Here is a 23,649-nt window from a genome sequence, read left to right as displayed (position 1 = left end):
CAGAAGGTGAATTCCCTCCTGTTCACGAGAAGAAGAACCATGCCCAGATTTGCCGCCAATCTGACGATGCTTTATAACGAACACGTGTTTCTCGACCGATTTGCTGCCGCCGCACAGGATGGCTTCAAAGGCGTGGAGTATCTCTTCCCCTACGCCTATCCGAAGGAGGAATTGGCCGAGCGCTTGCACAGATACGGACTGACGCAGGTTCTCCACAACCTTCCGGCCGGCGATTGGGACGCCGGCGAGCGTGGTATCGCCGTGCTGCCGGACCGTGTCGGTGAATTCCAGGATGGGGTCGGACGGGCAATCGATTACGCGACCGCCCTCGGCTGCGCCCAGATCAACTGCCTCGCCGGCAAGACTCCTGCGGACGTTCCTGCCGATGTCGTGGAGCGCACGTTGGTGAACAATCTTTCCTTTGCAGCCGATGCCATGAGGAAGGTTGGGATTCGCCTTCTGATCGAGCCGATCAACACCCGCGACATTCCCGGATTCCATCTTTGCACCACCGCCCAGGCGAAACGCGTGATGGATGCGGTCGGATCCGACAACCTCTTCCTCCAGTACGATGTTTATCACATGCAGATCATGGAGGGAGACCTGGTGCCGACCATCGGCCGGCTGATCGACCGGATCGCCCACATCCAGATTGCCGACAATCCGGGCCGCAACGAGCCGGGCACCGGAGAGATCAACTACCCCTTCATCTTCGATGCGATCGACCGCCTTGGCTACGCGGGATGGGTCGGCTGCGAATACAAGCCGACCGCCAGCGCCAGTGCCGGGCTGTCCTGGCGCCCCATGTCCGGGCAGGGCAGGTCGATAATCAGCACAGGTTTCGACAAGAGGAGAACATCATGAAGGTCGGATTCATTGGCCTCGGCATCATGGGTGCCCCGATGGCCGGGCACCTGTTGGATGCAGGACACACCCTTTACGTCCACGATATCAACTCCGCTCCCCAGGAGTTGATCGCCAAGGGCGCCACGCCCTGCGGGTCGGGCCGCGAGGTCGCTGGAAAGTCGGACGTGATCATCACCATGGTGCCGGACACCTCGCATGTCAGCGCCGTCCTGTTCGGCGAGAACGGCGTCGCCGCCGGCCTGTCGTCGGGCAAGATCGTGGTCGACATGTCCTCGATCTCCCCCATCGAGACCAAGGAATACGCCAAGCGTATCAACGATCTCGGCTGCTCCTACCTCGACGCGCCGGTGTCGGGCGGTGAGGTTGGGGCCAAGGCCGCCTCGCTGACCATCATGGTCGGCGGCCCGCAGGACGCCTTCGACACGGTCAAGCCGCTGTTCGAGAAGATGGGCAAGAACGTTACACTGGTCGGCGGCAACGGCGATGGCCAGACCACCAAGGTCGCCAACCAGATCATCGTCGCGCTGAATATCGAGGCGGTGGCCGAGGCCCTGCTGTTCGCGTCGAAGGCCGGCGCCGATCCGGCCAAGGTCCGTCAGGCGCTGATGGGTGGCTTCGCCTCCTCCCGGGTGCTGGAGGTTCATGGCGATCGCATGGTGAAGCGCAGTTTTGATCCGGGCTTCCGCATCGCACTGCACCGGAAGGATCTCAACCTCGCCCTTTCCGGAGCCCGCGCCCTCGGCCTGTCGCTGCCGAACACGGCGACCGCGCAGGAATTGTTCAATGCCTGCGCCGCCAATGGCGGCGATGCCTGGGATCATTCCGGCATCGTCCGCGCGCTGGAACTGCTCGCCGGCCACGAGATTGGCCAGAACCATCGCCAGACCGACTGATCGCGGCAATCAGAATGGGCGGCAAAACCACCAAGACTTGGCATCGCCGCCCATCTGTAATGGGTCGATCCGGTGCCGGCCGAATTTCTAATGAATGGTCACTTTGAGAATGCAGCCGAAAGAGCTTTTGTGGGCGATGTTCCGGGCCGCGGTGGACGCAGCGTCGCCCAATCAGTGCGTTCCGCCGCATCTGCCTGATCCGCCCAAGGGACGCACGATCGTGGTCGGTGCGGGAAAGGCGGCCGCCGCAATGGCGCGGGCGGTGGAAGACCATTGGTCGGGTCCCTTATCCGGCTTGGTGATCACCCGCTATGGTCATGCAGCGCCGACCCGGTTCATCGAGACGGTCGAAGCCGGACACCCTGTGCCCGACGCGGCTGGCGAGGCGGCAACACGCCGCATTCTGCAGCTGGCCGGTGAGTTGGGACCTGACGATCTCCTGCTTTGTCTGATCTCCGGCGGCGGTTCCGCACTGCTTTCCCTGCCGGCGCCTGGACTTTCCATCGCCGATAAACAGGTGGTGAGCAAGGCGCTGCTGCGATCCGGCGCATCGATCAGGGAGATGAACTGCGTGCGCAAGCAGTTGTCGGCCATCAAGGGCGGCCGTCTGGCCGCCGCCACGCGTGCACAGGTCGTATCCTTGATCATTTCCGATGTGCCGGGGGATGATCCCTCGGTGATCGCCTCCGGCCCCACTGTACCCGATCGGACCACCTCCGCCGACGCGCTGGCAATTCTGCGGAAATACGCGATCGAACCACCGGCGGCGGTGGTTCGATACCTGTCGGAGACGCGCATCGTTGGCGAAGCATCGGGTAGAATGCGTGAGGATGTGAGAACCATCATGATCGCCACCCCGCAAATGGCACTGGAGCGCGCCGCCGAAACGGCGCGGAGCGCCGGCTTTACGCCGCTGATCCTGGGCAACGCCATCGAAGGCGAGGCGAGCCAGACCGCGCTGGTCCATGCCGGCATCGCCCGCCAGGTGATGGAACACGGCCAGCCGGTGGCCGGGCCCTGTGTTCTGTTGTCCGGCGGTGAAACCACCGTGACCGTGCGGGGGCATGGCCGTGGCGGGCGCAATGCCGAATTCCTCCTTGCGCTCGCCGTTGCGTTCGACGGAGTGCCGGATGTCTATGCGCTCGCCGCCGACACCGACGGTATCGACGGGACAGAGGACAATGCGGGTGCACTTCTCGCCCCCGACACTCTGAAGCGGGCGGCCGCGTTGGGGGTCGATGCGAAGGCGCGTCTGGCAGACAATGACGGGTATGGGTTTTTTCAGGCGCTCGGCGACCTTGTCGTGACGGGTCCGACGCTGACCAACGTGAATGATTTCCGAGCCATTCTGATCGACGGCCGCGAGCCGCAGTGCAAAGGACAGGGGTGAGCGATGCGCCGTCAGCGAAGCACCAAAATCGTGGCCACTCTCGGCCCCGCAAGTTCCTCGACGGAGATCATTCGTGCCCTTTACGATGCGGGCGTCGATGTCTTCCGGCTCAATTTCAGCCATGGCAGCCATGACGATCATGCGCTTCGCCATTTCATTATCCGCGACCTGGAACGGGAGGTGAAGCGGCCGATCGGCATCCTCCTCGATCTTCAGGGGCCGAAGCTGCGCATTGGCCGGTTCGCTCAAGAACGGGTACGGCTGGAGGCCGGGCAGCGCTTCCGCCTTGACACCGCGGATGCACCCGGCGATGCCTCGCGCGTGGCGCTTCCGCACCGGGAACTCTATGAGGCGCTGGAGCCCGGCGTTGAAATCCTTGTGGACGACGGCAAAATGCGGCTGCGGGTTGAGCGGTGCGGCGCTGATTTCGCCGAGACCGTCGTGGTCACCTCCGGCGTCCTGTCTGACCGGAAGGGGGTAAATCTACCCGGCGTCATCCTACCTTTGTCGGCCCTGTCCGACAAGGACAGGCGCGATCTGGAATTCGGCCTTCGCCTGGGCGTCGATTGGATTGCGCTGTCATTCGTGCAACGCCCGGAAGATGTGGCCGAGGCACGGGAACTGATTGCCGGGCGGGCCGGAATCGTCGCAAAGATCGAAAAACCGGCGGCTATGGTGGCATTGGGCGAAATCATCGCTCTGTCGGATGCCGTAATGGTGGCCCGTGGCGATCTGGGCGTCGAGATGCCGCCTGAGGACGTTCCCAGCGCCCAGAAGCGCATCGTCACCCATTGCCGAGCACTTGGGCGTCCGGTTATTGTTGCGACGCAGATGCTGGAATCGATGACAGCGGCGCCGGCGCCGACAAGGGCGGAGGCCTCCGACGTGGCAACCGCCGTCTATGATTGTGCCGACGCCGTGATGCTGTCGGCTGAATCCGCTTCCGGCGCTTATCCGGTGGAGGCTGTGGCGATGATGGACCGCATCGTCCGTCGTGTCGAACAAGATCCGCAGCACCGCAAGTTCACCGACGCCGCCCGGCCGAAACCCGAGGCGACGACCGCCGATGCCATCACGAACGCCGCACGGCAAGTCGCCGTCACGGTCGGGGCCGTGGCGATCGCGGCCTACACCACATCGGGCTCGACAGCACTGCGTGCTGCACGCCTGCGGCCGGGGGTTCCGGTGCTTGGCCTCACACCGGCTCTGTCCACCGCGCGCCGCCTGTCACTGGCCTGGGGAGTCCATGCGGCTCATTCTGCTGACGTGAGCGATTTTTCAGAAATGGTTCACCGGGCCTGTTCGATTGCTGTGCACGAAGGGTTGGCGAGTGCAGGGGATCGTCTGGTAATCACGGCCGGAGTGCCTTTCGGCACACCAGGCGCCACGAATGTACTACGGGTGGTAGGTGTTAAGGACAGCCCATACCCATCCACGTCACTGTCAGCAGGTACTGTCAAGTTGACGCGAATTGGGGCGCCGGGTTGACGGTATAGGGCTGACACGACGACGCACCCTGCGCGGATGTTCAGGCGGGGATGATCCGGCTTGATCAGTTCCCGCCTCTGACCGACGCTCATCAGCCGGAGGCCTTAAGGCGCGGCAACCAGCGCATCGGCCAGCGGTTCGTACCCGAGCGGCCTGATCAGGCTTGCCACGTGGCGCCGTGCCAGACCGATGCACGCCGCAGCGATGATGTCCGGATCCTTGTCATGACCGACAGCATCCATCAGCAGGCGCCACGCCGCCTTCGCCGGTTCGACCAGTCCCGCCTGCTGGGCGAGGATCATCACCAGTCGCCGGCCGTGGCGGACCAGAGCCTCGTAGGCGCGTTTCCACCCTTGCGCTTCCAGTTCCGCTCGCTCGCGACTGTCCGCCGCATCTTCACGCTGTACGCCGACGGCATGAGCCCCCGCGCCATCGCCCGACTGTTGAATGATGAGAACGTTCCAGGCCCCAGGAGGAGAAAATGGGTCGATACCACGATTCGCGGACAGGTCGCCCGCGGGACCGGTATCCTCAACAACGCCAATTATGCCCGCGTCCTGGATTGGGGACGTTGCGAGTTCGTCAAGGATCCGGGCACCAGCAAGCGCGTCGCCCGCATCAACCCTCAGGAAAAGCGGGAGATTGTCGAAGTCCCCGAACAGCGCATCATCGACGACGTTCTGTGGAACCGCGTCAAGGTGCGACAGAAAGCGGTTGCCACCGAGATCGGTCGGGATGAGCAGGGCAACGCTCTGAACCGTGTGCATCGGCGGGCGCTTCCTTCTGTCCGGCGTGCTGGTGTGCGGCGTCTGCGGCGGCCGCTACACCATCATGGGCAAGGACCGCTACGGTTGCGCCGGCCACCGGAATTCGGGCACCTACCCGAACGACCGCACCATCACCCGGCAAGCGATCGAGGGCCGTGTTCTTGCCGGGCTGAAGGAGCGCCTGCTCGGCGCCGACGTGGTCGCCGCCATTATTGAGAAAATGGTCGTGGCGCAACGGCGTGACCAGGCCGAGGCCCGGAACCGGCGCGGGGATCGGGAGCGCGCCCTCGCCGGAACCGACCGGAAGATCGCGTCGATCCTGGAGGCAGTGGAGAACGGGATGTACAGCCCGTCCCTGAAGGAGCGGCTGTCCGCCCTGGAGGCCGAGCGTGCCACGCTCGCCGCCGAGATCGACGCCCTGGGGACGGAGGCGCTGGAGATGCTGCTGCCGGCCAACCTGCCGGAGCTGTACCGGCGGAAGATCGCGGAGCTGGAATCCGTGCTCGGCGACGGCGACGAGGGGATGGCCGCGATGGAGATGATCCGGTCGATGGTCGACCGCGTCGTGCTGTCCCCCTGCCCCTCCGACGCCGGGCTGGAGGCGCAGCTTCATGGCGACCTGCTGGCGATCCTGGAGGCGTGCGCCGAGGCGGAACCCAAACGCCGACAGCCCGCCTCGTTGGAGGCGGGCTGTCAACTGTCGGTGGTTGCGGGGGCAGGATTTGAACCTGCGACCTTCAGGTTATGAGCCTGAAAGTGGGTGTGTTCGGTAAATGCGGTCAACCAGCAAGACCTGCTCAGCACGAAAGCACCGTGCTTACTGGGTGCTTACTGGAGCACCCAACCAGCCCAAACGCAGTTGATAAGTCATTGAAAAGGTTGGTTGGGGGACTAGGATTCGAACCTAGGCTGGCGGAGTCAGAGTCCGCTGTCCTACCGCTAGACGATCCCCCAGACCGTCACCGGGGCGGCTCGTTTGCCGTGCCCCGTGGTGTGGGCGGGTTTATAGCGACCATGTGCCGGGCTGTGAAGAGCTTTTTTCGCCTGGGATGCATTTTTTTCCAACGGCCACCGGCGGCCCGGATTTCCCCAGGGCCGCCGGTGGCGAATGGTGGTCAGCGCGGGGCGATGGCGGCGATCGGAGCGATGATGTGGCGGAGGTCGTCGTCGGACTCCAGTTCCTCCAGCTTGCGGGGAAGGCGGCGGCGCCAGTTGGGGTGCTGGTCCACCGTGCCGGGCAGGTTGGGCTGCTCGTCGTCGGCCAGCGCGTCCTCAATCTGCACCATCACGATGCGGGACGGAGTGCGCGCCAGATAGGCGTGAACAGCGGCCGACAGTTCCACGCGGAAAGGCTGGTCGCCATCATCGCTGGGATAGCTGTCCGGGCGCAGCCCCTCGCGCGACAACGCTTGCAGCAGGCGCCAGCGGTCGACTCCACGATCCCAGATGTCCTTGTCGCGGCTGGCATCGTCCGGATAAAGGCCGAGACGCCGGCGCCAGTCCAGGTCGCGGCCGGTCCAGAAGCCTTTGAAAGGCGCCAGATCATGGGTGCTGACCGTCGCCATCGACCCGGCGGGATAGTCGCCGGGGGACTTGAAGCCGCCGTCGACGGTGCGCTCGAAATAGAGCACGCGGTAGCTGAGGATGCCGGCCTGCTCCAGCGCCGGACGGAAACCCTCCGGCACGGTGCCCAGATCCTCGCCGATCACGACGCAGCGGTTGCGGCGGCTCTCCAGCGCCACGATGCGCAGCAGATCGTGGAAGGGATAGGCGACATAGGCGCCGGGGCTGCCGTCCTCCGGAATCCAGAACAGGTGCTGCAGCGCCATCACATGGTCGATGCGGAGCGCGGCGGCATGGCGCATGTTGGCGCGCAGAAGCTCGATGAAGGGGCCGTAGGCGGACTCACGCAGGCCCAGCGGCGACAGAGGGGCAAGGCCCCAGTTCTGGCCGTTCATGTTGAACTGGTCGGGCGGCGCCCCGACATTGGCGCCCTGCACCAGCATCGACGGATCGGCCCAGGCGGAGCCACCGCCGGGATGGGCGGCAACGGCAAGGTCGCGGTAGAAGCCCATGGCAAGCCCGGCGGAACGCCCGCGCGCAGCGGCCTCGCCCAACTGTCGGTCGGCCTCGAACTGGGTCCAGGCGAAGAAATCGACGCGGTCGGCATGCTCGGTGGCGAAAGCCGCGACCTCGGCGCTTCGCGGGTCCTGGAAGGCGGTTGGCCAACTCCGCCACATCCACTGCGAGGAATCTTCGCAGAAGAAATGCTCGTGCAGGGCATCGAACATGGCATGGCGGTCCAGCGCCGCGCCCATGTCCTGCCGGAAGGCGGCATAGGCGGCCTTGCGTGGGTGGTCGTCGGGAAGGGCACGGAATCGGGCGTGCAGAGCTTCCAGGAGCGGCAGCTTCAGCGCGGCGACGGCGGGGTAGTCGACCAGCTCAGCCTGACGGGCCGTTGCCAGGGCCGTCTGAAAGGCGGGGTCCCCGATGCGGTCGCGCAGATCGTCGGCTCCGGCGAATTCGGGTACGGAGGCCGGGTCGATGTAGAGGATGTTGAGGAACTGGCGGCTGGACGGGGAATAGGGACCGATGTGGTTGGGGTCGGCCGGAAACAGGGCGTGCAGCGGGTTCAGGCCGACCAGCCCGGCGCCCAGTCGACCGGCGATCTCGGCAAAGCCGGCGAGGTCGCCGAAATCGCCCATGCCCCAGTCATGCTCCGACCGCAGCGAATAGACCTGCAGGCCGATGCCCCAGCTGCGGCCGGCCGGCACCATCTCCTCCACCGTCACGCAGCGGTCCGGCGCCACGATCAGGGTGGTGGAGCCGGACGGCCCTGCCGCCCCGCCGGCAGCCTCCACATGCAGGTCCAGCCGGTGATAGCCGATGGGCAGCGATACGGGCAGCAGGGCGCCCAGCGCGCGGCGCTCGTAGGCCGTGCCGTCCAGGGTGGCGCGGTCGGTGATGGGCAGGTCGCGGACCGGGATGCGGCCACCCTGGGCCGTGCCGCCCTCCGGCGTCAGGTCCCACGCCAGGGTGGCATCGTCCAGGCCGGCCGGCAGAGCGACGCTCAGATCGATCCCCTGCCCTTCCCCAACCACCAACACCGGCGGCAGCGGGCGACTCCAGGACCGGCGCTCGACCGTGCGCAGGCTGTCGGCGACCTGATCGTCGGTGGCGGCCTGCAACCCCATGGCGGCGATCAGCGCCCGCTTGGTGGCGGCGGAGGTCTCCCGCCGGTTGCCCCAGATGTCGTGATAGTGGGGTTCTAGTCCAAGCAGATCGGCCAGCCGGTCGAGATCACTCATGCAGGGTCCCCGCGGGTTGTACGGAAAGAGGGTGGGGCTTAGGGATTGGGGGCGCGGCTCGTGGCGTCAATGTCGCCCGGCGGCCTATGCCATCGGCACTCCCCCATCAACCAGCCGACAGGGCGGTGCTCGCCGGCCCGGCCGCGGTCGGCGGCAGAGCGGAGGAAGCGATGGAGTCGTTCGTGGTCTCGCCCGCCGCATCGGCGGATGACGCCGCCAGCGCCGAAGCGGCAGCGGCGGCCTTGGCTTGGGCGATCTGCTCCAGCCGGCTGCGATAACCGTCGACGGCGGAGGCCACCTCCCGCGTCATCGCCTCAAGCGGGCGGTCGGGATCGACGGCCTGCATCAGGGCACGGGACAGGGCCTGCAGTTGGTCGCGGTCGTCGGCGGAGACGGGACCGGCTTCGGCGGCGGCCCGCACCTTGTCGGCGAGGGACTTGATGGCGCGGGCGACCGCCTCCACCGGGGCATGGTCGCCGTCGTCGCCCAGCCGGCGCAGCAGATCGTCGAGGAAGCCGCCGATGCGGCCGACATGGTCGATGGACATGCGGTCCGGAACCGGCCGTGCCAGCCCGGCCAGGGCGAATTCGATCAGGAAGGCGACCTGGATGCTGGCACGCAGCCGCTTCTGGGTGGTAACGGTGGCGATCGCTTCATTCAGCCGCATGCGGGCGCCGGACTGGGTCCATTGGCCGGTCGCCTTCAGCCGCAGCGTGTTGGGCGCGTCCAGCACCGGCACCTGCGCCCCCTCGCGCGGGGATTTGCGGCGGTCGGGGCCGGTGTAGTCGGCGGTGACGACGAAGCCCTTGCGCGCCTCGATCAGGCTGACGATGCGCTCGCGCACCTGCTTGGGCGACACCGGCTTCATCAGCAGGTCGTCGCCGCCGGCATTTGTGACGCGGGTCAGCAGCGCCGGGGTCGGCGCCCAGGTGGTGACGATGACGCAGGCAAACGGGTTGGGCACCGCCGGTTCGTTGCGCAGGGAGCGGATGAAGCGGAAGGCCTCCGAATCCTCGCCGTCGGCATCGACCAGCACCAGATCGGGCATGGCCGCGGCCAGCAGGCCGGCGGCGGCCTTCACCGAATCGAACAGCTCCACCCGGCGGAAGCCCAGCCGGATCAGCACGTCGCGGAACACGCGCGCGGTGTTGAGCTGGCTGTCGATGATCGCGGCGTCGACCTGCGAGAAATCGTAATCCGGCATCGTCCTACCCGAAGCTCCGCTGCCGCTGTGACGGGAACGCGCGGCGCAGCGTAACACGCTTTGTCTCCGCCCGTCGCGGTAGCATCTCCGCCGGGGGGATGGACAGTGGGCAAAGGATCGCAGGGCAACGCGCCATCGGTTTCATGCCGCCACTCACATGCCCGGCTGCTCCACCAAGGTGAAAACCAGGACGGTCCGCCCATCGACCAGGGCCGAGCGCCCGGCCAGATGGATGCGCTCGTCCCCCGCCCCGTCGGCGACGCGGGTGTCGAGCACGCAGCGCCAGCCGCGGCCGCCCGGCACGTCGGGCAGGGTCACGGTCAGGATATCGGCATGGGCGTTCAGCACGATCAGCAGGACGCCGTCGGACAGCGGCTGCCCGTCCGGGCCGACATGGGCGCCGGCGCGGCCGTTCAGCAGCAGGACGATGCAGCGCGCCTGGGTGTTGCGCCAATGCTCCGCCGTCTTTTCCACCCCCTGGGCGTTGTACCAGACGATGTCCTTCAGCCCGTTCGCCGCCACCTCCCGCCCATGCAGGAAGAGGGGGCGGCGCAACACCGGATGGGCGCGCCGCAATGCGACCAGCCGGCGGACGAAGGACACCAGCGACCCGTCACGCCTGGACCAGTCGAGCCACGTGATGTCGTTGTCCTGGCAGTAGGCGTTGTTGTTGCCGTCCTGGCTGTGGTCCAGCTCGTCGCCGGCCAGCATCATCGGCGTGCCCTGCGACAGCATCAGCGTCGCCAGCATGTTGCGCTTCTGCCGTGCCCGCAGTTCGTTTACCGCCGGATCGTCGCTCGGCCCCTCCACCCCATGGTTCCAGGAGCAGTTGGAGGAATGGCCGTCGCGGTTCTCCTCGCCGTTTGCCCAATTGTGCTTGTCGTTGTAGGAGACGAGATCGTGCAGGGTAAATCCGTCATGGGCGGTGATGAAGTTCACGCTCGCCCAGGGGCGGCGCCCGCGCTTCTCGAACAGGTCGGCGGAGCCGGCGATGCGGCCGGCCAGTTCCGGCAGCATGCCGTCGTCGCCGCGCCAGTAGCGGCGCACGGTGTCGCGGTAGCGGTCGTTCCACTCCGCCCAGCCCGGCGGGAAATTGCCGACCTGATAGCCGCCGGGTCCGACATCCCACGGCTCGGCGATCAGCTTGACGTCGGCCAGCACCGGATCCTGCCGCACCGCGTCGAGGAAGCCCGAGCCGGGGTCGTAGCCATAGGGCTCCCGTGCCAGCACGGTGGCGAGGTCGAAGCGGAAGCCGTCGACATGCATCTCCGTCACCCAGTAGCGGAGGCTGTCCATCACCATCTGGACCACCCGCGGATGGCTGAAATCCAGTGTGTTCCCGGTGCCGGTGTCGTTGATGTAATAGCGCGGGCTGTCCGGCATCAGCCGGTAGTAGCTGAGATTGTCGATGCCCTTGAAGGACAGGGTCGGTCCCAGATGGTTGCCCTCGGCCGTGTGGTTGTAGACGACGTCGAGGATGACCTCGATCCCCGCCTCGTGCAGGCGGGCGACCATCGTCTTGAACTCCGACAGGACGCCGGTGTTCATGTAGCGCGGCTCCGGCGCGAAGAAGCCGATGGTGTTGTAGCCCCAGTAGTTCGTCAGCCCGCGGGTGACGAGATGCTGCTCGTCGGCGATGGCCTGGACCGGCAGGAACTCCACCGAGGTGATGCCGAGCGCGCGCAGATACTCTATGACCGTCTGGGTCGACATGCCGGAGAAGGTGCCGCGCAGATGGGCCGGCACTTCCGGATGGCGCATGGTGAAGCCGCGGACATGGGTCTCGTAGAGGACCGTGTCGATCCAGGGAACGCGGCGGTGGCGGTCATGGCCCCAGGTGAAGGCGCCGTCCACCACCCGGCATTTCGGCATGCCGCGGGCGTTGTCGCGCCGGTCGAACGATAAGTCCTCGCGCGTCGAGCCGACCCGGTAGCCGTAATGGGCGTCCGACCATTTGAAGCCGCCGAACAGCGCCCGGGCATAGGGGTCGATCAGCAGCTTGTTCGGGTTGAAGCGGTGCCCCTCCTCCGGCTCGTACGGCCCATGGACGCGGTAGCCGTAGAGCAGGCCGGGGCGGGCGTCGGGCAGGTAGCCGTGCCAGACCTCGTCGGTGTGTTCCGGCAGGGTGACCCGTTCGACCTCGCGCTGGCCGGTCTTGTCGAACAGGCAAAGCTCCACCCGTTCGGCATGGGCGGAAAAGATCGCGAAATTGACGCCGAACCCGTCCCAGGTGGCGCCGAGCGGATGGGGCTTGCCGGGCCAGACCGGGGTGCGGGCGGGGGTGGAAGGCATCAGCGGGCGGCCTGTGTGGTGGACTTCTTTGAGGCGATCGTCAGGGCCGCCGATCCGGCGGGGCGGCGAATGGAACGTTTGGAACAGTATGAAACAGTTTCCGGGGCTTGTTCCATTGTTCCACGTCCTCGCTGCCTCGCCGCGACCGCGTACCGACTCCGCCGACGGTACAGCACCTCGCGGTTTATCCGCCGGGTCCGCATCGCGTCATCATTGGAGGGAACAGGGTTCCTATCGACCATCAGCCAGCGCACGCCTCACCGGTTCCCCGAAAAGACACAAGGGATCCAATAAGAAAGCCTCCCCCCGGCGGCGTCAAGGGAGGTTGGGAAAGTGGAGCGGGTTGTCGCGTGCGTCTCCCTCTCCCGTCGCGGGAGAGCGAAGGGTGAGGGGGGACTCACGGAATGGATTCTCGGTAGAGGGCCGCAATGCGTCCCCCTCACCCTAACCCTCTCCCCGGGGGGGAGAGGGGACTTTCCTTAATCCGCTTTCCTCTCCAGGATCAGCGTCGACAGCGGCGGGATGGTCAGGTCCAGCGAGTGGGTGCGGCCGTGCCAGGGCATTTCCTCGGCATAGACGCCACCGCCGGGGTTGCCGACGCCGCTGCCTCCGTATTTGCCGTCGTCGGTGTTCATCCGCTCGACATAGCGGCCGGGCAGCGGAACGCCGACGCGATAGCCCTGGCGCGGGACAGGGGTGAAATTGCAGACGGCGATGACGATGTGCTCGGGATCGTCGGCCTTGCGCAGGAAGCTGTAGACCGAGTTCTCGTTGTCGTTCGATTCGATCCACTCGAAACCGGACGGGTCGCAGTCGGTCTTGTGCAGCGGCTCCAACTCGCGGTAGAGGCCGTTCAGGTCGCGGACGAGGTCGCGCATGCCGCGGTGCATCGGCTGGTCCAGCAGGTGCCAATCCAGGCTGCGCGCTTCGCTCCACTCGTTCCACTGGGCGAACTCGCCGCCCATGAACAGCAGCTTCTTGCCGGGATGGGCGAACATGAAGCCGTAATAGGCGCGCAGGTTGGCGAATTTCTGCCAGTCGTCGCCCGGCATCTTGTTGATGAGCGAGCCCTTGCCATGCACCACCTCGTCATGGCTGAGCGGCAGCACGAAGTTCTCGGAGAACTGATAGATCAGCCCGAAGGTCATCTGGTGGTGATGATAGCGGCGGTGGATCGGGTCGTTCTGCATGTAATGCAGCGTGTCGTGCATCCACCCCATGTTCCATTTGTAGCCGAAGCCGAGACCGCCGAGGTAGGTCGGCTTCGACACCATCGGCCAGGAGGTCGATTCCTCCGCCACCGTCATCGCGCCCGGCTGCTGGCCATAGACCAGCTCGTTCATCCGCTTCAGGAAGGCGATGGATTCCAGGTTCTCGCGACCGCCGAACTTGTTGGGGACCCACTCCCCTTCCTTGCGGCTGTAGTCGAGATAGAGCATGGAGGCGACGGCATCGACGCGCAGGCCGTCCAGCTTGTACTGGTCGAGCCAGAACAGCGCGTTGCCGAGCAGGAAATTCTGCACCTCCGTCCGGCCGAAATTGTAGATCAGGGTGTTCCAGTCCTGGTGGAAGCCCTGGCGCGGGTCGGCATGCTCGTAGAGATGCGTGCCGTCGAAATCGCCCAGCCCATGCGGGTCGGTCGGGAAATGGCCGGGCACCCAGTCGAGCAGCACACCCAGCCCGGCGCGGTGGCAGGCGTTGACGAAGTCCTTGAAGTCCTCCGGCGAGCCATGACGGGCGGTGGGCGCATAGAGGCCGATCGGCTGATAGCCCCAGGAGCCATCGAACGGATGCTCGGTGATCGGCAGCAGCTCGATGTGGGTGAAGCCCATGTCCTTGGCGTAGGGGATCAGCCGCTCCGCCAGTTCCTGATAGGTCAGGAAGCGGTTGTCCTCCTCCGGCACCCGCGCCCAGGAGCCGAGATGCACCTCGTAGATCGAGATCGGCGCGGTGCGGTCGGAGGTGGCGAGCTTGCGGCTCTGCCAGTCCTGGTCGCGCCATTCGTAGGATGGCAGGCCATGGACCACCGAGGCGGTGGCCGGGCGCATCTCCGCCTGGAAAGCGTAGGGGTCGGCCTTAGCCGGCATCAGGTTGCCGTTGGGCCCTCGGATCTCGAACTTGTAGCGCTGGCCGGGACGGGCGCCGGGAACGAAGATTTCCCACACCCCGACCTCGACACGCCGGCGCATCGGCAGGCGGCGGCCGTCCCAGTTGTTGAAGTCGCCGACAACGCTGACGCTGCGGGCGCTGGGAGCCCAGACGGCGAAGGACACGCCGGCGACGCCGTCGACCTCGCGCGGATGGGCGCCGAGCTTCTCGTAGGTCCGCAGGTGGGTGCCTTCGGCCAGCAGATGGACGTCCAGTTCGCCCAGCATGTTGCCGAAGCGATAGGCGTCCTCGAACTCCTGGGTCGCCAGCGGGTATTGCGCGCGCAGGCGGTAGCGGAAACGCTCCGTCCGGTCGGGCAGCACGGCCAGGAAGAAACCGTCCTGATGGATGCGCTCGGCCTCGCCCGCTGGCTCGCCGGTGGCGCTGTCGATCACCCACAGCCGCTCGGCGCCGGGCACGAAGGCGCGGACCTCCACCGGGCGGCCGGGCGCCTCCTGCTGCATGCCGAGCACGGCGAAGGGATCGCCATGGTCGGCCCGCGCGATGGCGTCCGCCGCCGCGCGCAGGGCCTCGGCCCGGTGGTCGGTGGGGCCGGGGTTACGGCTTTCGGAGACGCCGGTCTGCGCCTGGTCCTTGCGGGTATCCGTCGTCATGTCGCTCGCCATTGGCCAAGTGCCCTTCTTCGTGGAGGCCCCATCGTCTTCATGGACCATAACCGTTCCATCCCCGTCATCCCCGCGAAGGCGGGGATCCAGGCTTACGCGCTAAACCCCGTTTTGGGGAGCCCTGGATTCCCGCCTTCGCGGGAATGACGGCGAACGAGGCGCTGCATGGTGCAAAGCCCCGCCGGAACGCCTTCTCCGGAGGTGAACATACCCGCGGCGGTTTCGTCACACCATGCCCGCCGCGGATTTGCCCGGTTACTCCTTCGCGCCCGCCTCGTTGGCGTCGTCGAGAAGGCCCAGCACGCCCTTGACCGGGATGCCGATCCAGTTGGGCCGGTTCGCCGCCTCGTAGCCGATCTCGTAGAAGGCCTTTTCCAGCAGGAACAGGGTCAGCAGGCCGCGCGCGGTGCCGCCCTCCGACGGCCAGGCCGGGCAGCCCTCGATCACCGTGCGATAGCCGTCGAGGAAGGACTCGACGCTGCGGCGCTCCCAATCGCGGGCGGCGGCCAGCGCCGGGCTGTCGCCGCTGTTGGACCCCTCGCCGGCGCTGTCCAGCCGGAACAGCGCCGCCCAGGCGGCATAGTTGAAGGAGCGCAGCATGCCGGCCACGTCACGCAGCGGGCTGGACTTGGCGCGGCGTTCCTCCAGCGTCTTGGCCGGCTCCCCTTCGAAGTCCAGGATGTACCAGTCGTTCTGCGCCCGCACGACCTGACCCAGGTGATAGTCGCCATGGATGCGGGTCTTGACGCCGTCGGCCGGCATCGACGCCAGCGCCGACAGCCGGTCCATCGCCTCCGCCCGGCGGGCCAGAAGCTGTTCGGCATCGGCCCGCACGTCGGCCGGCAGGCGGTCCAGCGTTCCCGGCAGGACGGCGAAGGCAGCCTCCGCCTGGACGCGAGCGGCATCGGCCCAGCGCGCCAGATCCTCGGCGGTGATCGGCTCCGGGTCGAAGGCCGGATTGGCGGTGCCTTGCTTGCCGGGGCCTTGCGCCAGCGCCCGGTGCAGTTCGGCGGTGCGCTGCCCCAGCGTGGTCATCATCACCAGATGCATGCCGAAGGGCTCGCCCGATTCGGCGGCGTCCTCGGTGGTGCCGGCGACGCCAAGGCGGATGTCCTCCAGCTGGCGCTCCAGCTCCTCGACCGTGCTGGCCCAGCCGTCGCCCTGGTTGCGGACGAAGGCCTGGGCCACCGCCAGCGCCGTCGGCGTGCCGTCGGCGGCGACCTGTTCGACCGTGCCCAGCAGGGCGGGGGTGTTGGCGAAGCCGACCTCGGTCAGGAAGCGGCCCATCTCGACTTCGGGATGCTCGCCCTCCACCAGACGGCGCAGCACCTTCAGCACGATCTGGCTGTCGACCAGGACGGAGGTGTTGCTCTGCTCCACGCCCAGACGCCGCACCTCGGGCTCTTCCGACAGCTCGATGGCGTTCAACGCCTCGGTCGCGGTGAAGCGGACGACGTCGTCACCGGCGGCGGCCTTCAGCGTGTCGCCGCGGCGCAGCGCCTCGATCAGCGCCAGGGCGAAGCCGTCGGCCTGCACGGCGTCATAGATGGCGCCGGTCCTGGGACCGCGCCGCACCTTGCCCAGCGTGTAGGGCAGCAGCGGCCAGCCGGTGCCGCCGGCCCCGCTCTCCCAACTCATCGCCAGCGGCAGGAAATAGCTCTGGTCGGCGGCGTCGCCATCCAGCCCTACCTGCGTCCTGACCAGCATGAAGCCGTCGCCGGGGCCCGGCAATTGGGCGGCCATGGTGACGTGCGAGCGGGTGATGCGGCGGTCCTTGGCGGAGAACCAGCGCTGCTTGGGCAGGAAGGCCTGCAGGATGTCGCGGCCAAGCTCGTCCGCCGCCTTGCCGCTGGTCAGGCTGTGCCAGCCGTCGCGCATGACGACGGTCAGCAGGTCCGGCACCGGTTCCGGCGGGGTCTCGTGCCAGGTCGGCAGCTCCGCCTCCGCCGTCAGGGCGAACCAGTAGAAGCCGTAGGCCGGCAGGGTCAGCAGATAGGGAAGGTCGCCGATCGGCGGGAAGACGGTGCGGCCCAGCAGTTCGACCGGGATGCGGCCCTTCCAAGTCTTCAGGTCCAGCTCCACCGCCTGGGCCGAGCGCGACAGGTTGGCGACGCACAGCGCGATCTCCGACCCGTTTTCCGTCTCCATGCAGCGGATATAGGCCAGGACCTTGCGGTTGCCGGGATAGAGCAGCGAGAAGCTGCCGCGGCCGAAGCTCTGGCGCTGCTTGCGCACCGCCACCAGCCGCTTCATCCAGTTCAGCAGCGACGACGGATTGCGCGCCTGCGCCTCGACATTGACCGCCATGAAGCCGTAGATCGGGTCGAGCACCGCCGGCAGGTAGAGCCGCGCCGGGTCGGCGCGCGAGAAGCCGCCGTTGCGGTCGATCGACCACTGCATCGGCGTGCGCACGCCGTCGCGGTCGCCGAGATAGATGTTGTCGCCCATGCCGATCTCGTCGCCGTAATACAGCACCGGCGTGCCGGGCATCGACATCAAGAGGCTGTTCAGCAACTCGATCTTGCGGCGGTCGTTTTCCAGCAGCGGGGCGAGGCGGCGGCGGATGCCGAGGTTGATCCTCATGCGCCGGTCGGCGGCGTAGAAGTTCCAGAGATAGTCGCGCTCGCTGTCGGTGACCATCTCCAGCGTCAATTCATCGTGATTGCGCAGGAAGATAGCCCACTGGCAGTCGGCCGGAATGTCGGGCGTCTGACGCATGATATCGGCGATGGGATGCCGGTCCTCCATCGCCACCGCCATGTAGATGCGCGGCATCAGCGGGAAGTGGAAGGACATGTGGCATTCGTCGCCGCCCTTTTCCGGATCGCCGAAATAGGGCAGCACGTCCTCCGGCCACTGGTTGGCCTCGGCCAGCAGCATGCGGTCGGGATATTCGGCATCCAGCGCGGCGCGGATCGCCTTCAGGACGTCGTGGGTTTCCGGCAAATTCTCGTTGTTGGTGCCCTCGCGCTCCTTCAGGTAGGGGATGGCGTCGAGCCGCAGCCCGTCGACCCCCATGTCCAGCCAGAAGCGCATGACCTTCAGCACCTCCTCCAGAACCTCCGGATTGTCGAAGTTCAGGTCGGGCTGGTGCGAATAGAAGCGGTGCCAGTAATAGGCGTTGGCGACCGGATCCCAGGTCCAGTTGGATTTCTCCGTGTCGCAGAAGATGATGCGCGTGCCCTGGTATTTCTGGTCGCTGTCGGACCAGACATAATAGTCGCGGTGGTTGGAGCCGGGAGGCGCCTCGCGCGCGCGCTGGAACCAGGGATGCTGGTCGGAGGTGTGGTTGATGACCAGTTCGGTGATCACCCGCAGGCCGCGGTTGTGGCATTCCTCCATGAAGTGCCGGAAGTCATCCAGGTTCCCGTAGGTCGGGTTGACCGAGGTGTAGTCGGCGATGTCATAGCCGTCGTCGCGCAGCGGCGATGGATAGAAGGGCAGAAGCCACACCGCCGTCACCCCCAGTTCCTGGATATAATCCAGCTTCTGGGTCAGGCCGGCGAAGTCGCCGATGCCATCATTGTCGGCGTCGAAGAACGCCTTGAGGTGCAGTTGGTAAATGACGGCGTCCTTGTACCAAAGCCGGTCCTGCCGATCGATCATGGGTCGAGCACTTTCGAGAAGCGTTTGACGGAACACGTGTCGCGGGAACACGGGACGGAAACAAGCCACGGGAGCGAAGGTTTCACCCCACCAGCCGTCAGACAACCCCTGACTTCCGGATAGGCAGGACGGCGAGAACCTGGGCGTACCGCGTTCAGAAGGGGCCGGCCGGAGGTTCCGGGCAACCGTTCGAAAGCGTAGCAATCCAAACTGGACATCGATTGACGCCGAAGGGTTATCCAGGCAGGGTGGCTCTACGCACAACTTTACGCCTATGGCGTATCGGATAAATCATGCTGGGCTCCTTCATCGTCGTCACCGGCGGCGACAGCCGCTATCATCCGTTGATCAGCGAGCTGATCGCGTCGCTGCGGGCGTTGAAGCCGGCGGCAGACTGCCCCATCGGCGTGATCGACGCGGGCCTGACGGACGGGCAGATCCTGGAGTTGAAGGCGCAGGGGGCCGCGGTGGTGACGCCGCCCTGGCCGGTCAGCATTCCGGCGCACAAGCTGCGCAACCGCATCCATTTGAAGGCCAACCTCGCCAAACTGCACCTGCCGACATATTTCCCCGGCTACGACACGGTGATCTGGATCGACGCCGACGCCTGGGTGCAGGATTGGGAGGCGGTGGAGATGCTGCGGCGGGGGGCGGCGCTGAACCGCTTCGCCATCGTCGCCCAATTCGGCCGCTTTTCGGAGACGGAGTTGCGGCTCGCTTGGTTGTTTGGGCCCTTCGCCCGGGTGCGGTCGATCCTGTACAAGAACTCCAGCCGCGCCGGACTGACCACGGCGGAATGCCGGGCGCTGGCGACCCGCCCGACCTTGAATGCCGGCGCCTATGCGCTGAAGTCCGACGCGCCGCATTGGGAGGCCTTCCAGCGCTGGCAGAAGCGGGTGCTGCGCAAGGGCCGGCTGTTCACCTCCGACCAGTTGGCGATGGCGGGGGCGATCTATCTGGACGGGCTGCCGGTCGAGCTTCTGCCGGAATGGTGCAACTATATCGGACCCTGGCGCTTCGACCCGGAGCGGCGGGAGTTGGTGGAGTATTACCTGCCCAATCGCCGCCTGGGCATCGTCCACATGGCCGGCGAGGACGCCATGCGCGCCGACCCGTCGGTGCTGCGCCCGGTGCTGGACATGCAGGACCGCACGCACCAGCTGAGCCTGCGCTATCCGGCCTGGGAAGTGCCGGCGGTGGAGCGGGTGGCGGAGGCGGTCTAGCGGTTCGGCAACGCCAGCCGCGCCAGATCGCGCACCGCGCGGTCGAGCGTCGCCGGGTCGTGGGCGGCGAAGCCGAGGAGGAGGCCGTTGCCGGCGGTCCCGGCGTCGGAACGGTGGTAGCTGGACAGCGGCGGCGCGGTCAGGCCGATGCGGGCGGCGCGCTCGGCCAGGAGATGGTCGGGGCAGTCGGGCGGCAGGCGGAGCAGGACATGCATGCCGGCTTCCCCCGCCTCGGCGCTGGCGAAGCCGGCGAAGGCGTCGGCGATCGACGCCAGGATGGCGGCGCGCTTGGCGGCGTAGAGGGAGCGCATGGCCCGCAGGTGCGAGGCGAAATGGCCGTCGGCCAGGAAGCGGTGCAGCGCCGCCTGCGGCACCACGCTGGTCCCGCCGTCGAAATGGCGGCGCGCGGCGCGCACCGGATCGACCAGATCGGGCGGAACCACGACATAGCCGAGCCGCAGCGCCGGGAACATCACCTTGCTGAAGCTGCCGACATAGATGACGCGGCCGGCGCCGTCCAGACCCTGGAGGGCGGCCAGCGGCGGACCGGCATAGCGGAACTCGCTGTCGTAATCATCCTCGACGATCCAGGCGTCGCGGGCCGCCGCCCAGTCGAGCAGGCGCAGGCGCCGCGCCAGGCTCATGGTCACGCCCAGGGGGAATTGGTGGGAGGGGGTGACCAGAGCCAGCCGGGCGCCGGACCCACGGGCCATGCCGGCGGCGACGTCGATGCCCTCGCCGTCCACCGGCACCGGGACCAGCCGCGCCCCGGCCCCCAGCAGGGCGGCGCGGTTGCCGGGCCAGCCGGGCTCCTCCACCCAGGCCTCGTCTCCGGGGTCGAGAAGCAGTTGCGCCATCAGCGCCAAGCCCTGCTGCGCGCCGGAAACGATGACCACCTGCTCCGCCTCGCAGCGCACGGCGCGGACCGCTCGCAGATAGGCAGCGATCTCCGCCCGCAGCGGGGCGTAGCCGAGCGGGTCCGGATCCGTCGCCAGCGTCCGTCCGCCGTGGCGCCAGCAGCGGCCGAGCAGCTGCGCCCACAGCTCGACGGGAAAGGCACCGAGGTCCGGCGTGCCGAGCGCGAAGGGCCGCCCCACCCGGTCGCGGGCGATGGCCGGCGCCTCGGCCAGCGCCCGGCCGCGGGCGGACAGGCCGACGCCGCGCCGGGCCTCGTCGCGGGCCGGAACGCCGCCGGGCGCCGCATCGGGAAGCGAGGGGGCAACGAAGGTGCCGGCCCCCACCCGGCCGCTGACATAGCCCTCCGCCAGCAGCGTGTCGTAGGCGGTGACCACCGTGTTGCGCGACAGCCCCCACTCGGTGGCGAGCGCCCGGCTGGGCGGCAGGCGCTCGCCCGGACGCAGCCGGCCATCCAACACCGCCTGACGCAGCGCGCGGTAGAGCTGGCGGTGCAGCGGCTCCGCCCCGTCGCGGTCGAGCGCCACCGGCCCGAGGCTGGACAGAACCGGACGTGCCGAGCGGGCCATGGCGAGCCTTTCAGGAGGATAGTAAATTGGTACCTATGGAATCGACATTCCGGACCTTTCGAAGGAGCCATTCTGCCGGCCATTCTGGGCCATCGCAACAGTTCCGGCCTTGAGCACGACCATGACCAGCCTTCTCACCGAGTCCCCTGCGGCCGATTCTCCCGCCGCCTTGGCCCAGACCCCGCGCACCCGTCCGGTGCGGCTGGGCGACCGCGGCAGCCATGACGTCGCCCTGATCCATTCCATCATCGACGAGGCGCCGATCTGCCACGTCGGCTTCGTCGACGACGCCATCAAGGGCCAGGGCGCTCCGTCCCCCATGGTGATCCCGACGGTTCCCTGGCGGGTGGGGGACGAGCTGATGATCCACGGCGCGTCCTCCAGCCGGATGATCCGGCGGCTGCAGGAGGGGGGCGAGGCCTGCATCACGCTGTCGCTGATCGACGGTTGGGTGCTGGCGCGCTCGGCCTTCCATCACTCCGTCAACTACCGCTCGGTCATGCTGTTCGGCCGGCCGCGGCTGGTGGCGGAGGAGACTGAAAAGCGCGCGGCACTCGACGCGCTGATGGAGAAGATCGAACCCGGCCGCAGCGCCAAGGTGCGGGCGCCCAATGCGCAGGAGCTGAAGGCCACATCCGTGCTGGCCTTCCCCATCGCCGAGGCGTCGGCCAAGCGCCGCTCCGGCCCGCCCGGCGACGATCCGGAGGATATGGACCACCCGGTGTGGGCGGGCGTGGTGCCCTTGCGGCTGACCGTCGGCGAACCGGAACAGGACCCTGCCCAGATCAAGGGGTGATAATCGGGGGCTGACAGCAGTCTGAAACAGAAAAAGGCCGCGACCGGGAAGCCCGGCGCGGCCTTTTTCTTGCGGTTTCTCCCGCTGGCGGGAAGGCCGGTCCGATACCCCCGGAACGGCCCCCTGCCAACCGTCCTTAGGACGACGGAGCGTTCAGCAGGCGCGGCAGGATCTGCGCACGACGGTTGGACGGCTCGCGGACGTTCGGACCGGTCTGAACCAGCAGTTGGCTCTCGCCCTTGCCCTGGGTCGTGATGTTGGCGGCCGGGATGCCCTTGGCGACCAGGGCCTTCTTGACCGCGTCGGCACGACGCACCGACAGCTTCTGGTTGTAAGCCGGCGACCCCGAGGTATCGGTGTGGCCGACGACGTTGATCTTGGCGCCACCGTTCTTCAGGATGGCCGACACCGCGTCACCGATCACGCGATCGGCGGCCGGGGTGATGTTCGACTTATCCCAGTCGAAGAACACCAGATATTCGCTCTGGACCGCGGCGACGGCGGCCGGAGCCGGAGCAGCGGCGGCCGGCGGGCACGGATAGCTGCCCTGATGGATGACATAGCCGCCGTCAGCGGTGCGGGCGGCGACGTTGCCCCAGCCGATGACCGGGTTGCACCACTCGGTGCCCTTGCCGACCAGGCTCGCGTCCTGGGCATTGGCGGCCGCCGACAGACCGAAAGCGACGATGGCGGCCGGGATGGCAGCCAGACCCGCGCGAACAATAGTCTTCATTGTCTTCACTCCCTTCCAGAACCCTTCCCCATCAGAGTGCCTGCGGGGGATGAACCTATCAATCGAAGCATCCGCCCGAGTTCAAGCGCGGCAGCGACCTTCCCAACATGTGGTGCGCGGTGGTGTTCCGACACCCCAGCCGATTGGCCGAACCGTACCCGTTCTTGGACCTATGCTCCACTTCCATAGCAGCTTTTCCGGTAGGTTTCCGCCAAATCCGTGTAACGGTGGCTGAGAACCGGAAAAACCGCGAGATCGCGCTCCGTCAGCTCGCGAACCGGTCTAGCAGGGCTGCCGGCCCACAAGAATCCGGACGTCACCCGCTTTCCGGGCGTCACCAGAGCACCGGCCGCGACCATCGCCCGCGACTCGACATAGGCCCCATCCAGGATGCAGGCCTTCATGCCGATGAAGCAGCCGTCTTCCAGCGTGCAGGCGTGCAGCAACGCCATATGGCCGACGGTGATGTCGTCGCCGATGTAGGTGCCCTGCCCTTCAGAGGCCACGTGGATCACGGTGCCGTCCTGAATGTTGGTGCGAGCGCCGATTCGGACCTCGTTGACGTCTCCACGCACGGTGCAGCCGTACCAGATGCTGCTGTTCGCCCCGATCACGACATCACCGATCACCGCCGCCGTTTCCGCGATGAACGCAGTCGGGTCGACGGTGGGCAGGATGCCGTTGAAGGCGCGAACAAGGCCGGTCATCAGGTCGTACCGAAGTCGTGCATGACGGGCGGGATTGAAGCACCGTAAGGCTTAAGGCACCACCTGATTTCGCATTGACAGGCCAAAGCAAATCCCGATTGGTGCCTCTGTGCAACA

The 23,649-nt window shown here is 67.0% G+C and carries 15 protein-coding genes, 1 tRNA gene and 1 pseudogene; 8 read left to right on the top strand and 9 right to left on the bottom strand.

What is annotated here, in order from left to right; genetic code table 11:
• Window positions 1-39: 39 nt before the first annotated feature.
• From hyi to ACCD06_RS27065, 6 genes and pseudogenes are all read left to right on the top strand, one after another.
• Window positions 40-864: a hydroxypyruvate isomerase gene (gene hyi, locus ACCD06_RS27090; protein ID WP_109157674.1), complete on the top strand. Its 825-nt coding sequence runs from the start codon at window positions 40-42 to the stop codon at window positions 862-864.
• A complete protein-coding gene (gene glxR / locus ACCD06_RS27085; RefSeq protein WP_109157675.1) occupies window positions 858-1,760 on the top strand; it encodes a 2-hydroxy-3-oxopropionate reductase in 903 nt (300 codons plus the stop codon). Before hyi ends, glxR begins: the two co-directional genes overlap by 7 nt.
• 109 nt (window positions 1,761-1,869) lie before the next feature.
• Window positions 1,870-3,150 (top strand): glycerate kinase, encoded by a 1,281-nt coding sequence (locus ACCD06_RS27080; RefSeq protein WP_109157672.1) that lies wholly within the window; start codon window positions 1,870-1,872, stop codon window positions 3,148-3,150.
• A 3-nt stretch (window positions 3,151-3,153) separates the two neighbouring features.
• Complete coding sequence (gene pyk, locus ACCD06_RS27075) at window positions 3,154-4,638, top strand: pyruvate kinase (RefSeq protein WP_109157673.1); 1,485 nt, start codon at window positions 3,154-3,156, stop codon at window positions 4,636-4,638.
• Window positions 4,639-4,862: 224 nt separating this feature from the next.
• Window positions 4,863-5,282, top strand: a pseudogene (locus tag ACCD06_RS27070) (recombinase family protein); the annotation flags it as partial.
• A 115-nt stretch (window positions 5,283-5,397) separates the two neighbouring features.
• Entirely contained in the window at window positions 5,398-6,153 is a 756-nt protein-coding gene (locus ACCD06_RS27065) for a recombinase zinc beta ribbon domain-containing protein (RefSeq protein ID WP_413344781.1), read from the top strand.
• Between the two features lie 132 nt (window positions 6,154-6,285).
• Here ACCD06_RS27065 and ACCD06_RS27060 read toward each other — a convergent pair.
• The 6 genes from ACCD06_RS27060 to treS all read right to left on the bottom strand — a co-directional run bounded on the left by ACCD06_RS27060 (window position 6,286) and on the right by treS (window position 18,589).
• Window positions 6,286-6,359 (bottom strand) — tRNA-Gln (locus tag ACCD06_RS27060).
• A gap of 161 nt (window positions 6,360-6,520) precedes the next feature.
• Window positions 6,521-8,713, bottom strand: a complete 2,193-nt coding sequence (malQ, locus tag ACCD06_RS27055; protein ID WP_109075182.1) for a 4-alpha-glucanotransferase — start codon at window positions 8,711-8,713, stop codon at window positions 6,521-6,523.
• A 106-nt stretch (window positions 8,714-8,819) separates the two neighbouring features.
• On the bottom strand, window positions 8,820-9,917 hold the full coding sequence (locus ACCD06_RS27050; RefSeq protein WP_109075181.1) for a two-component system response regulator: 1,098 nt from the start codon (window positions 9,915-9,917) through the stop codon (window positions 8,820-8,822).
• A gap of 153 nt (window positions 9,918-10,070) precedes the next feature.
• Complete coding sequence (gene glgX / locus ACCD06_RS27045; protein ID WP_109075180.1) at window positions 10,071-12,209, bottom strand: glycogen debranching protein GlgX; 2,139 nt, start codon at window positions 12,207-12,209, stop codon at window positions 10,071-10,073.
• A 479-nt stretch (window positions 12,210-12,688) separates the two neighbouring features.
• Window positions 12,689-14,971, bottom strand: a complete 2,283-nt coding sequence (gene glgB / locus ACCD06_RS27040) for a 1,4-alpha-glucan branching protein GlgB (protein ID WP_413344778.1) — start codon at window positions 14,969-14,971, stop codon at window positions 12,689-12,691.
• Window positions 14,972-15,238: 267 nt separating this feature from the next.
• Entirely contained in the window at window positions 15,239-18,589 is a 3,351-nt protein-coding gene (gene treS, locus ACCD06_RS27035) for a maltose alpha-D-glucosyltransferase (protein WP_109075178.1), read from the bottom strand.
• Between the two features lie 293 nt (window positions 18,590-18,882).
• Here treS and ACCD06_RS27030 point away from each other — a divergent pair, with 293 nt between their 5' ends.
• Window positions 18,883-19,812 (top strand): glycosyltransferase, encoded by a 930-nt coding sequence (locus ACCD06_RS27030; RefSeq protein WP_109075177.1) that lies wholly within the window; start codon window positions 18,883-18,885, stop codon window positions 19,810-19,812.
• Here the strand turns inward: ACCD06_RS27030 and ACCD06_RS27025 are convergent.
• Window positions 19,809-21,296: a PLP-dependent aminotransferase family protein gene (locus ACCD06_RS27025; RefSeq protein WP_109075176.1), complete on the bottom strand. Its 1,488-nt coding sequence runs from the start codon at window positions 21,294-21,296 to the stop codon at window positions 19,809-19,811. The genes ACCD06_RS27030 and ACCD06_RS27025 overlap by 4 nt on opposite strands.
• 121 nt (window positions 21,297-21,417) lie before the next feature.
• On the opposite strand from ACCD06_RS27025, the gene ACCD06_RS27020 reads away from it, so the two are divergent.
• Window positions 21,418-22,092: a pyridoxamine 5'-phosphate oxidase family protein gene (locus tag ACCD06_RS27020; protein ID WP_413344775.1), complete on the top strand. Its 675-nt coding sequence runs from the start codon at window positions 21,418-21,420 to the stop codon at window positions 22,090-22,092.
• A 136-nt stretch (window positions 22,093-22,228) separates the two neighbouring features.
• Here the strand turns inward: ACCD06_RS27020 and ACCD06_RS27015 are convergent, their stop codons facing one another.
• Both ACCD06_RS27015 and ACCD06_RS27010 read right to left on the bottom strand, forming a co-directional pair.
• Complete coding sequence (locus tag ACCD06_RS27015) at window positions 22,229-22,825, bottom strand: OmpA family protein (protein WP_109075174.1); 597 nt, start codon at window positions 22,823-22,825, stop codon at window positions 22,229-22,231.
• Between the two features lie 170 nt (window positions 22,826-22,995).
• Window positions 22,996-23,532 carry a gamma carbonic anhydrase family protein gene (locus ACCD06_RS27010; protein ID WP_109075173.1) on the bottom strand — a complete coding sequence of 179 codons (537 nt, stop codon included), beginning with the start codon at window positions 23,530-23,532 and terminating at the stop codon, window positions 22,996-22,998.
• Window positions 23,533-23,649: the final 117 nt, after the last annotated feature.

Origin of the sequence: Azospirillum sp. CT11-132 (assembly GCF_047302835.1) — a bacterium.
Classification (GTDB): domain Bacteria; phylum Pseudomonadota; class Alphaproteobacteria; order Azospirillales; family Azospirillaceae; genus Azospirillum.
This window is presented reverse-complemented; position numbering and strand designations above follow the sequence as displayed.

Coding starts and splice junctions, on each gene's coding strand:
- hyi (WP_109157674.1), top strand. CDS start 40: ATGCCCAGATTTGCCGCCAATCTGACGATGCTTTATAACGAACACGTG.
- ACCD06_RS27080 (WP_109157672.1), top strand. CDS start 1,870: ATGCAGCCGAAAGAGCTTTTGTGGGCGATGTTCCGGGCCGCGGTGGAC.
- pyk (WP_109157673.1), top strand. CDS start 3,154: ATGCGCCGTCAGCGAAGCACCAAAATCGTGGCCACTCTCGGCCCCGCA.
- malQ (WP_109075182.1), bottom strand. CDS start 8,713: ATGAGTGATCTCGACCGGCTGGCCGATCTGCTTGGACTAGAACCCCAC.
- ACCD06_RS27050 (WP_109075181.1), bottom strand. CDS start 9,917: ATGCCGGATTACGATTTCTCGCAGGTCGACGCCGCGATCATCGACAGC.
- glgX (WP_109075180.1), bottom strand. CDS start 12,209: ATGCCTTCCACCCCCGCCCGCACCCCGGTCTGGCCCGGCAAGCCCCAT.
- glgB (WP_413344778.1), bottom strand. CDS start 14,971: ATGACGACGGATACCCGCAAGGACCAGGCGCAGACCGGCGTCTCCGAA.
- treS (WP_109075178.1), bottom strand. CDS start 18,589: ATGATCGATCGGCAGGACCGGCTTTGGTACAAGGACGCCGTCATTTAC.
- ACCD06_RS27030 (WP_109075177.1), top strand. CDS start 18,883: ATGCTGGGCTCCTTCATCGTCGTCACCGGCGGCGACAGCCGCTATCAT.
- ACCD06_RS27025 (WP_109075176.1), bottom strand. CDS start 21,296: ATGGCCCGCTCGGCACGTCCGGTTCTGTCCAGCCTCGGGCCGGTGGCG.
- ACCD06_RS27020 (WP_413344775.1), top strand. CDS start 21,418: ATGACCAGCCTTCTCACCGAGTCCCCTGCGGCCGATTCTCCCGCCGCC.
- ACCD06_RS27015 (WP_109075174.1), bottom strand. CDS start 22,825: ATGAAGACTATTGTTCGCGCGGGTCTGGCTGCCATCCCGGCCGCCATC.
- ACCD06_RS27010 (WP_109075173.1), bottom strand. CDS start 23,532: ATGACCGGCCTTGTTCGCGCCTTCAACGGCATCCTGCCCACCGTCGAC.